The 10,394-nt window shown below is 70.0% G+C and carries 10 protein-coding genes; 6 read left to right on the top strand and 4 right to left on the bottom strand.

What is annotated here, in order from left to right; all coding sequences use genetic code 11:
• The coding region (locus AB0G02_RS20045) for a glycoside hydrolase family 3 protein (protein ID WP_360796446.1) at positions 1-1,322 on the bottom strand (1,322 nt) is incomplete at its 3' end.
• Entirely contained in the window at positions 1,316-2,305 is a 990-nt protein-coding gene (locus AB0G02_RS20040; protein WP_360796443.1) for a LacI family DNA-binding transcriptional regulator, read from the bottom strand. The genes AB0G02_RS20045 and AB0G02_RS20040, both read right to left, overlap by 7 nt.
• Positions 2,306-2,534: 229 nt before the next feature.
• Between AB0G02_RS20040 and AB0G02_RS20035 the strand changes: the two genes are divergently transcribed.
• From AB0G02_RS20035 to AB0G02_RS20015, 5 genes are all read left to right on the top strand, one after another.
• Positions 2,535-3,794 (top strand): extracellular solute-binding protein, encoded by a 1,260-nt coding sequence (locus AB0G02_RS20035; RefSeq protein WP_360796440.1) that lies wholly within the window; start codon positions 2,535-2,537, stop codon positions 3,792-3,794.
• Complete coding sequence (locus AB0G02_RS20030) at positions 3,794-4,648, top strand: sugar ABC transporter permease (RefSeq protein WP_360796437.1); 855 nt, start codon at positions 3,794-3,796, stop codon at positions 4,646-4,648. The genes AB0G02_RS20035 and AB0G02_RS20030 overlap by 1 nt, the downstream gene beginning before the upstream one ends.
• On the top strand, positions 4,645-5,463 hold the full coding sequence (locus AB0G02_RS20025; RefSeq protein WP_360796434.1) for a carbohydrate ABC transporter permease: 819 nt from the start codon (positions 4,645-4,647) through the stop codon (positions 5,461-5,463). Before AB0G02_RS20030 ends, AB0G02_RS20025 begins: the two co-directional genes overlap by 4 nt.
• A gap of 25 nt (positions 5,464-5,488) precedes the next feature.
• Positions 5,489-6,538 carry an endo-1,4-beta-xylanase gene (locus AB0G02_RS20020; RefSeq protein ID WP_360796431.1) on the top strand — a complete coding sequence of 350 codons (1,050 nt, stop codon included), beginning with the start codon at positions 5,489-5,491 and terminating at the stop codon, positions 6,536-6,538.
• Positions 6,539-6,957: 419 nt separating this feature from the next.
• Entirely contained in the window at positions 6,958-8,001 is a 1,044-nt protein-coding gene (locus AB0G02_RS20015; protein WP_360796428.1) for a LacI family DNA-binding transcriptional regulator, read from the top strand.
• A 10-nt stretch (positions 8,002-8,011) separates the two neighbouring features.
• Here AB0G02_RS20015 and AB0G02_RS20010 read toward each other — a convergent pair whose 3' ends face one another.
• Complete coding sequence (locus tag AB0G02_RS20010; RefSeq protein WP_360796425.1) at positions 8,012-8,557, bottom strand: hypothetical protein; 546 nt, start codon at positions 8,555-8,557, stop codon at positions 8,012-8,014.
• Positions 8,557-9,855: a lytic polysaccharide monooxygenase gene (locus AB0G02_RS20005; RefSeq protein WP_360796422.1), complete on the bottom strand. Its 1,299-nt coding sequence runs from the start codon at positions 9,853-9,855 to the stop codon at positions 8,557-8,559. The genes AB0G02_RS20010 and AB0G02_RS20005 overlap by 1 nt, the downstream gene beginning before the upstream one ends.
• Before the next feature lie 102 nt (positions 9,856-9,957).
• On the opposite strand from AB0G02_RS20005, the gene AB0G02_RS20000 reads away from it, so the two are divergent.
• The coding region (locus tag AB0G02_RS20000) for a carbohydrate kinase family protein (protein WP_360796419.1) at positions 9,958-10,394 on the top strand (437 nt) is incomplete at its 3' end.

Genomic DNA, 10,394 nt, shown 5'->3' with positions numbered 1-10,394 from the left:
CCGACGTGGTTGGGGAACGCGTAGCAGCCCATCAGCGACAACAGGTCGTCCGCGCACGGGCCGACCACGGCGAGCTTGCGGGCGCCGGGCTCCGCCGCGTTCAGCGGCAGGACGCCGGCGGCGTTGTCCAGCAGCACCACGGACCGCTCGGCCATGGTGCGGGCCAGGTCGCGCAGCGCGGGCGGGTCGAGGTCGACCGGCTCACCGCGGTGCACGGCGGGCGAGTCCGGGTCCCAGTCCTCGTCCAGGAGGCCGAGCTCGCACTTCTGGGTGAGCACGCGGGTCACCGCGCGGTCCACCAGCGCCTCGTCCACCTGCCCGGAGCGCACCAGCTCGGCCAGCGGCTCGCCGTAGCAGCGCACGCTGGGCAGCTCGACGTCGATGCCGGCGGCCAAGGCCAGCGCGGCGGCCTCGCCCGGCGAACCGGCGATGCCGTGCGCGGTCTCCAGGAACGCCACCGCGAAGTAGTCCGCGACCACCACGCCGGTGAAGCCCCACTGCTCCCGCAGCAGGCCGGTGAGCAGCGACTCGTCCGAGGCGGGCGGCACGCCGTCGACCTCGGCGTAGGAGTTCATCACCGAGCGCGCGCCACCCAGGCGCAGGGCCATCTCGAACGGCGGCAGCACCACGTCCGCGAACTCGCGCGGGCCCATGTGGACCGGCGCGTGGTTGCGCCCGCCGCGCGAGGCCGAGTAGCCCGCGAAGTGCTTGAGCGTGGCGACGATGCCGCTGGACTCCAGGCCCTTGGTGTAGGCGGCACCGAGGAGACCGACGAGGTACGGATCCTCACCGATGGTCTCCTCGGTGCGTCCCCACCTCGGGTCGCGCGTGACGTCGAGCACCGGCGCCAGTCCCTGGTGGACGCCGAGGTCGCGCATCGCGAGACCCACCTCGCGTGCCATCCGCTCGACCGTGTCCGGGTCGAAGGAGGCGCCCCACGCGAGCGGGGTCGGGAAGACGGTCGCCTGCCACGCGGTGAAACCGGACAGGCACTCCTCGTGAGCCATGGCCGGGATGCCGAACCGGGTGTTGCCGACCAGCTTGCGCTGCGTGTCGGCCAGCACCTTCGCGCCGACCAGCGGGTCGACGGGGCCGGTGCCGAACACGCGGGTCAGTTGGCCGAGGCCGGGCTTGGTCAGCTCGTCCCACGGCGGCAGCGGCTCCGCGAACTCGTGCTGCGCGGGCGCGACCTCCTCGCCGTCGGAGATGCCCACCCACACGCCCACCAGCTGGGCCAGCTTCTCCTCCAGGGTCAGCTCGGCCAGCAGGGCGGCTACGCGCTCTCCGGTCGGCTTACCGGGATCGGCCCAGGGGTTCAGCACGGCGGCTCCTTCGTTGACGAACGGACGACGAGTTCGGTGGCCAGTTCCACGCGTTCGGTCTCCACGGGACGACCCGCGATGAGGTCCGCGAGCATGCGGCCCGCGTGGCGGCCCATCTCGGTCAGTGGCTGGCGCACGGTGGTGAGAGCGGGCGAGGACCACACCGCGACCGGCAGGTCGTCGAAACCGACCACGCTCAAGTCGTGCGGCACGGACAGCCCGATGACCCGGGCCGCCTCGATCACCCCTAAAGCCTGCTCGTCGTTCCCGGCGAAGATCGCCGTCGGCCGGTCCGGCAGCGCCAGCAGCTCGGCCGCGCGGCGGAACCCGCCCTCGTGCTTGAAGTCGCCGTGCTTGACCAGTTCGGGGTTGAACGCGATGCCCGCGCGGTCCAGCGCGGCGCGGTAGCCGTCCACCCGCGCGCGGCTGCACAGCATACCGGCGGGTCCGCCGATGACGCCGACCCGGCGGTGGCCGAGGCGCAGCAGGTGCTCGGTGGCGGACAGGCCACCGGCCCAGTTGGTCGCGCCGACGCTGGGTACGTTCGGCTGCGGGAGGTCCACCGGGTCGATGACCACGACGGGGATGCGGGAGTTGGCCAGCACGCGGCGGTCGGCGGCGGTCAGCTGGGAGGTGACCAGGAGCGCTCCCGCGCGCCTGGCCTCGACCAGTGACGCCGCCCACGACGTATGCTGACGGGGTTTGTCCGTGGACGACACCACGACGTGCAAGCCGGTGTCGACGACACCGCGGATGATCTCCACCGCCCAGGGGCTGTCCAGGGCGGTGAACACCAGGTCCACCAGCAAGTGGCCGGAGGCCCTGCGGGACCCCACCGGCACGTAGTCGTACTCGGCGAGCAACTGCCGCACGCGGGCCCTGGTCTCTGCGCCGACGTCGTCCTTCCCGTTGAGGACTTTGGACACCGTCGGGAGAGACACCCCCGCTGCTGCGGCAATCGTGGCCAACGTGGCTCGACGCATGCGCCGATAGTATCGAAACTCGATCGAAACACAAGAGTAACCCTTTGACGTGCAGAAACGTCACTTATACGCGCTGATTGGTGATGCTTGACACCGGTCCTGTGCCCGCCTAAGGTCTGCGCAAGTCGTGGATGTTTCGAAATGTTTCGATGCCACGAACAATTCCGCAGCGTGGCAGAAGGGTGGCGGTCGCATGTCCCGCCGTTCATGGGTGCGTCCCCTCATCGCGATGGGGCTCGTCGCCGTGACAGCAGTGGTGTCCGCGTGTGGCACGTCCGGTCCGGGCGAGACCAACGCGGGTTCCCTGAAGATCTGGGCCCTCGAAGACCCGGTGCTCAACAAGATCGAGAACCAGTCGATCGACTCGTTCAAGGCGGGTGGCGGCAACGGCTCGTTGGAGACGTTCGGCAACGACCCGTACAAGCAGCGGCTCCGGGTGGCCATCGGCTCCCCCCAGGCCCCCGACCTCTTCTTCAACTGGGGCGGCGGCAACCTGAAGGAGTACGTCGACGCGGGCAAGGTCGCCGACCTGACCTCGGTGCTCGACGAGAACAAGGCCGTCAAGGACGCGTTCATCCCGAGCGTCCTGAACGGCGCGAAGCTGGGCGACAAGTACTACGGCGTGCCCATGCGCGGCATGCAGCCGGTGCTGCTGTTCTTCAACAAGAAGGTCTTCACCGAGGCCGGCGCGAAGCCGCCGACCACGTGGGACGAGATGCTGTCCTTGGTGGACACCTTCAAGGCGAAGGGCATCACGCCGATCGCCCTGGCCGGCACCCAGGCCTGGACCGAGCTGATGTGGGCCGAGTACGTGCTCGACCGCGTGGCCGGCCCCGAGGTGTTCAAGAACATCCGGGACAAGGGCCCCGAGGGCTGGAAGGACCCGGCCGTCGTCGAGGCCATGACCAAGCTCAAGGACCTGATCGACCGCGGCGCGTTCGGCAGCAGCTTCGCCTCCGTCGGCTACGACGCCGGTGGCGCGTCGACCATCCTGGCGCAGGGCAAGGCCGCGATGCACCTCATGGGTTCCTGGGAGTACACCAACCAGCTGGACCAGAGCCCCGACTTCGTCAAGAACGGCGACCTGGGCTGGGTGGCGTTCCCGTCCATCTCCGGTGGCAAGGGCGACGCGGGCAACCTGGTCGGCAACGTGAGCAACTTCTACTCCGCCACCGCGGACTCGAAGAACCTGGACGCCGCGAAGAAGTTCGTCACGAACGAGCTGAACAAGGACTCCTACATCGAGGCGCTGGTCGCCGCCGGTGACGTGCCGCCGGTCGTGGGCGCCGAGGAGAAGCTGAAGAAGTCGCCCAACCCGGACTACGCGTCGTTCATCTACGACCTGGTGCTGGACTCGAAGAACTTCCAGCTGTCCTGGGACCAGGACCTGCCGGCCGACAAGGCGACGTTCATGCTCACCCAGCTCCAGGAGTTCTTCCTGGGCAAGGTCTCGCCGCAGCAGTTCGTCGACGCGGTGGCCGCGCGCTGATGTCGTCCCAACGGCCTTCGGCCTGGTATGCCGCGCCGGCGTTCGCGTTCTTCGCCCTGTTCGCCGCGCTGCCCATGCTGCTCGTGATCTACCTGAGCTTCACCGCTTGGGACGGGCTGGGCAGCCCGGCGTTCAACGGGGGCGAGAACTGGGCCCGGTTGCTCGACGACGCCGAGGCTCGCGCCTCGGTGTGGCGGACCCTGGTGCTGATGGTCGTGTCGTGGCTCGTCCAGACCCCGATCGCGTTGCTGGTCGGGGTCTGGGCGGCCGGCAAGCAGCGGTCCCGGGCGGTGCTCAGCTCGATCTTCTTCCTCCCGCTGCTGCTGTCCACGGCCGCCATCGCGTTGTTGTGGCAGGCGCTGCTCGAGCCGAACTTCGGCGCGTTCGTCGACGGACCGCTGTTCCTGGGTGACCCGGACATCGCGCTCTACACGGTGGTGCTCGTGATCTCCTGGCAGTTCATCCCGTTCCACACCCTGCTCTACCAGGGCGCGGCGCGGGCGGTGCCGCCCTCGCTGTACGAGGCGGCCACCATCGACGGCGCCTCCAGGGTGAGCCAGTTCCGGCACATCACGTTGCCGCAGCTGCGGTACACGGTGGTCACGTCGTCGGTGCTGATGCTGGTCGGTTCGCTGACCACGTTCGACACCGTGCTGATCCTGACCAACGGCGGACCGGGCACCGCGACCCGCATCCTGCCGCTGCACATGTACATCACCGGCTTCAGCGGGTTCGAGATGGGCTACGCGAGCACGATCGCGGTCGTGCTGGTCGTCCTCGGCACGGCGCTGTCGCTCGCGGTCATGCGCTGGAGCGGGTTCCGACAGATGAGCAGCCAGCAGGAGGGGTCGTGAAGTCTCGTCCCAACTGGCCCGCCGGGCTGTTCGCCCTGGTGTGGCTGGCGATCGTCGTCGGACCGCTGCTCTACCTGGTCACGGTGTCGCTGCGCACGCGCTCCGAGTACCTGGGCAAGAGCGTGTGGCAGATGCCGGACGCGTTGACGCTGGACAACTACGTCACCGTGCTGACCGGTGGGTTCGGGCAGTACCTGCTGAACAACGTGATCGTGACCGTCGCGACGGTGGCGATCGTGGTGCTCGTGACGGTGCCGGCCGCCTACGCGGTGGTCCGCAACACCGGGCCGTTCGTCCAGCGCGGGTTCACCCTGCTCCTGATGGGGTTGGCGATCCCCGCGCAGGCCACGATCATCCCGGTGTACCTGATGATCACCCGGATGCAGTTGTACGACACGCTCACCGCGATCATCCTGCCGACGGCGGCGTTCGCGCTGCCGGTGGCGATGCTGGTGCTCACCAACAGCCTGCGCGACGTGCCGCGCGAGCTGTACGAGGCGCAGGCCATCGACGGCGCGGGACCGATGCGGGTGCTCGTGTCGCTGGTCCTGCCGCTGGCCCGGCCGGCGATCATGACCGTGGTGGTCTACACGGCGTTGAACGCGTGGAACGGGTTCCTCTTCCCGCTGGTGCTGACCCAGTCGGAGTCCTCGCGGGTGCTGACCCTCGGGTTGTGGGACTTCCAGGGCCAGTTCGGCACGAACGTGCCCGCGCTGCTGGCGGCGGTGACGCTGTCCGTGCTGCCGATCTTCGTGGTGTACCTGATCGGGCGGCGGTTCCTGCTCAGCGGCCTCACGGCCGGTTTCGGCAAGTAGTCCCACCCCGGCTGGAGGATCGGTCATGCACGCAGTGGCACCCGGTCCGGCCGGGGAGGGATCGCCGGTCGCTGCCGTCGCACCCGCGGCGGCAGCGGCGGCGATGCCGGAGCCCGCGCTCCGGGAACTCGCGGCACGGCACGGCCTCGCGTTCGGCACCGCGGTCGACATGGCGGCACTGGCCTCCGACCCCGTGTACCGGGAGTGGGTGGCGTCGCAGTTCGACAGCGTGACCGCCGAGAACGCGATGAAGTGGGACGTGCTGGAACCCACCCGCGGCCGGTACGAGTGGGGTCCGGCGGACGAGCTGGTGGCGTTCGCCAAGGCCAACCGGCAGGCCGTGCGCGGCCACACCCTCGTCTGGCACAACCAGAACCCGGCGTGGCTGGCGGACGTGCCCGTGGCCGAGCTGGGCGCGGTGCTGAAGGCGCACGTCCAGACCACCGTGCGCCGCTTCAAGGGCGACGTCGGGCAGTGGGACGTGGTCAACGAGGCGGTCGAGGCGGACGGGACGCTGCGCGACACCGCCTGGCTCCGCGCGCTCGGTCCCGGCTACATCGCGGACGCGTTCCGGTGGGCGCACGAGGCCGACCCCGACGCGCTGCTGTTCTACAACGACTACGACGTCGAGGACGTCAACGCCAAGAGCGACGGCGTTCACGACCTCGTGCGGCGGCTGGTGCGCGAGGGCGTGCCGATCCACGGGGTCGGCGTGCAGGGCCACTGCTCGGTGGACCAGGCGCCGCGGACGCTGCGCGAGAACCTGGGGCGCTTCGACGCCCTGGGGCTGCGCACCGCGGTGACCGAGGTCGACGTGCGGATGGCGGTGCCGCCCGACCCGGTGAAGCTGGAAGCGCAGGCCGACGTGTACCGCACGGTGCTGCGGGCCTGCCTGCTGACGCCGGGCTGCCGGTCGTTCACGGTCTGGGGGTACACCGACAGGTACTCCTGGGTACCGGGGTGGTTCGAGGGTGAAGGTGCGGCCGACATCCTCGACGAGCACTTCGTCGCCAAGCCCGCCCTGCGGGCGTTGCGCGACGGCCTCTCGTTCGGCGGCACGAGCCGCCGGGACTGACCCGACAGGGCTCGGGCCCGCCAACCTCTCCCACGGGCCCGAGCCCTCCCCCCACGCTCACCCACCCGACCTGAACGCAGGACAGGCCCGCGTGTCCTACATCCGCGTCACGCGTGTCCTACCTCCAGACCGCGAGAGTCCTACGTTCACGTCGCGAGAGTCCTACGCTCAGGACCCCTGAGTTCAACACTCGGGATGCGGCACATTGGGCCGCGCGGGGTCGCTCCGGGGGCGCGGAGTTCGACGTTGCGGTAACCTGGGTGGCGCGGTCGGGTGGGGACCAACCGGACATTCGACAGTTTCGATACAAATGTCGAATGTTTCGACCGTGTTACGCACACTCCGAGTGACGAACAACCCACCACCGCTCTCCCGCGTCCAGCGGCCGGAACTGGGCGGGGCTGCCGTAGACTGCGCTCATGCCGACCAAAGCCGACCCGTCGCCCTCGGATGGCACAGCCTCGGGCAAGATCACCATCGCTGCCATCGCGGCGGAGGCCGGGGTCTCGGTTCCGACTGTTTCGAAGGTAATGAACGGTCGCGCGGACGTGGCTCCGCACACCCGGGAACGGGTCGAGGCGATCATCAGACGGCACGGCTACCAGAGGCGGGCCGACGAGCGGTCGAAGCGGTCCAACCTGGTGGAACTGATGTTCCACGAGTTGGAGAGCGCCTGGGCGCTGGAGATCATCCGCGGCGCCGAGCAGGTCGCCGCCGAGCAGGGTCTGGCACTGGTGCTGTCGGAGTCGCAGGGCAGGCTCACGCCCGGCCACGGCTGGCTCGAAGGCGTCATCGCGCGCAAGCCGCTGGCCGTGATCTCCGTCTTCTCCGACCTCACGTCCTCGCAACTGGCGAAGCTGCGCGCGCGGGACATCCCGGTCGTCGTGGTCGACCCCATCGGGGAACCCCAGCTGGAGACGCCCTCCATAGGAGCCACCAACTGGAACGGCGGCCTGACCGCCACCCGTCACCTGATCGAACTCGGCCACCGGCGCATCGCCATGATCGGCGGTCCGGAGCGCGTGCTGTGCAGCCGCGCCCGCGTCGACGGCTACCGCGCCGCGCTGGAGACCGCGGGCCTGGCCTACGACCCGAACCTGGTGCGGTACGGCGACTTCCACGTCGAGTCCGGGCGCGCGCAGTTCGCGCCGCTGCTCGACCTGCCGGACCCGCCCACCGCGGTGTTCGCCGGGTCGGACCTCCAGGCGCTCGGCGTCTACGAGGCGGCACGCGCCGCCGGCCTGAGGATCCCCGAGGACCTCAGCGTCATCGGCTTCGACGACCTCCCGGTCGCGCAGTGGGTGGGCCCGCCGCTGACCACGGTCCGGCAGCCGCTGCAGGACATGGCCGCGGCGGGCACCCGTCTCGCCATCACGCTGGCACGTGGTGAAGAGCCCGAACACCGCCGAATCGAGCTTGCCACCACGCTGGTGGTGCGTCAGAGCACCGCCGCGCCGCGTTGACGAGCCGCCTCTAGTGGTGGTGGCCCGGCTTCAGCACGTAGACGCACCCTTCCGCTTCCGCGGGCAGGGTGTGTTCCACGACTTCGTCGGGTCCCACCGGTGTGCAACGCAGGTCGTGCAGCCCCAGTAGCTCCAGCCCCAGCGTGCCGCTCAACGCGAAGCCGTTGCCGAAGCCGAAGTCCGGGTTGTCCGAGACCTCGCCGCCGGCCATCGCGCCCTGCCACGCGTGCTGGAAGTCCGCGAGCTTGTCGCGCTGGAAGACCACCAGCCCGAGCCGTTCGTACGGACCCGCCTTGCACGTGCCCCACTCGGCCACGTAGGGCGAGTAGAGCTTCGACCGCAGCGGGCCGACGAACTCGGCGAACTCCTCCATGGACCGCGACACGACCTCGTCGCACTCCCCGGTCTTCTCCTCGACCCACTTGCCCACCTCCGCGGAGGTGGCGAGCGGTGGGCCGAGGGCGTCGGAGCCCAGGCCGGTGGAGCCGGTCGCCGCCGAGGAGCAGGCGACCGACCCCACCAGGAGCGCGACCAGGGCCGCGCATCGCCCCAACATCAGGCCGCGGCGCACAAGGCGCCGTTGAGGGCGAACGACGTCGGGTTCGTCGGCGTCCCCTGCGACGTGCCGTTGAACCCGAAGCTCACCGTCTGGCCCGGCTGGATGTTCTGGTTCCAACTGGCCCCCTTCGCGGTGGCCTTGCCCGACGCGACGGCGACCTCGGCCGACCAGGCCTGCCCGATGCCCTGACCGGACGGGAGGTCCCAGACCAGCTGCCACGCGTTGACCGCGCTGGTGCCCGTGTTCTTCACCGTCACGTTGGCGGTGAAGCCACCGGACCAGGCGCTGGGCACGCTGTAGGTCACCGAGCACGCGCCCGGCGTCGTGCTGCCGCCGGTGGTGGTCCGCACCGACACCGCGGTGGACGGCGGTGAGGTGTTGCCCGCCGCGTCCCGCGCCACCACGTAGAACTGGTAGGCCGTGTCCGCGGTGAGGCCGGTGACGGTGGCCGTGGTGCCCGTGGTCGTCGCGACCGCCACGTCCGTGGCGCCCGCCTCGCGGAACACCTGGTAACCGCTCACGCCCACGTTGTCCGTGGCGCCGGACCAGCTCAGCGCGACCGACGTGGACGAGGCCGTGGCGGTGGGCGTGCCCGGAGCCGTCGGCGCCTGGGTGTCACCGCCGCTGCTGCCGCCCGTGAAGATCACGTCCGAGCAGCTGTAGAACGCCTCGGGGCTGTCGTTGCGCTGCCAGATCGAGTAGATGATGTGGCGGCCGGTCTTGTTGGGCAGCGTGGCGTTCCACGAGTACTCGCCGCCGACCGCCACCGGGTTGGTGATGCTGTCGAACGGCGCGGGCTCCAGGTCCGACCACTTCAGCGGCTGCGTGACGTCGAAGCCGTCCTTGGTGACGTACTGGTCCCACGTGCCGGGGTGCGGCGCCCACGCGTTGTACTTGATGGTGATCTGCGAGCCCGCCTTCAGGGTGGTCGCAGGCCAGTCGTTGCGCGGCAGGTTGTAGGCGTCGTACTTCGTGGTGGGCCCGCACAGGTCGCCGTCGGCGATGATCTCGCGGTGCTTGCCGCCCGCCAGGCTGATCAGGTTGCCGTACCAGTCCCACAGGGGTTGCTTGCCGCCGATCTGCACCGCGGCGACGCAGGCCGGGTTCGTCGGGTTCAGGTCGCCGCCGCCGCTACCGGCCCTGCCGTCCTCGTAGCAGGCGTAGGTGCGGCTGGCGGGGAAGGTCATCGAACCGTGCGCCAACGCCACGCCGCTCTGGACGAAGACGCTGGTCACACCGACGATACCGAGCGCGGCCACGGCCAACGCCCCAACGCGCTTGAGTCGCAAGGACATCTCCTTCAGATCGACGGTGATCTGTGAACCACAAGACTGGGAGCGCTCCCAGAATTACGATCGCATTACTGGTGACGCCACGTCAACGACCCGTTTCAACTGGTGGCCACCGGGTGCCGCTGGACCACGCGGATCGCGGTGGTCGGTCGGACGGCCCGTGACCTGGTGCTGGTGGTCCTCGAGGTGCCCGGATCCGGTGGCATCGCGCACGTGCTGGAACGTCGCGAAATGCTCGGCGGGAAGGGCCCGAACATCGCCCGCGGCACGCGGCGGCTGGGCGCAACGGCTGCACTCGTGGAGGTCGTCGGGGACGACCGGGAGGGCCGCCTGCCGGTCGAGCAGCTCGACGCGGACGGCGTAGCCGCGACCGCGGTGGTGTGTCGGGAAGGCACCCGGACCGCCCTGATGGTGGACCTGGTGTGGCGGTGGTTACCGGTACCTGGAGGACGTCCCGAGGCGACGCTGGTGAGCCCGCAGGACGTCCGGGCCGCGGCGGCGATGCCGGCCGGCGGCGGTGACGCGTTCGTGGCCGCGCTGAC

It is taken from the genome of Actinosynnema sp. NPDC023658 (genome assembly GCF_040639995.1).
In the GTDB taxonomy this organism is placed as follows: domain Bacteria; phylum Actinomycetota; class Actinomycetes; order Mycobacteriales; family Pseudonocardiaceae; genus Actinosynnema.
The sequence above is the reverse complement of the archived record's forward strand: the minus strand, read 5'-3'. Positions and strand labels throughout refer to the sequence as shown.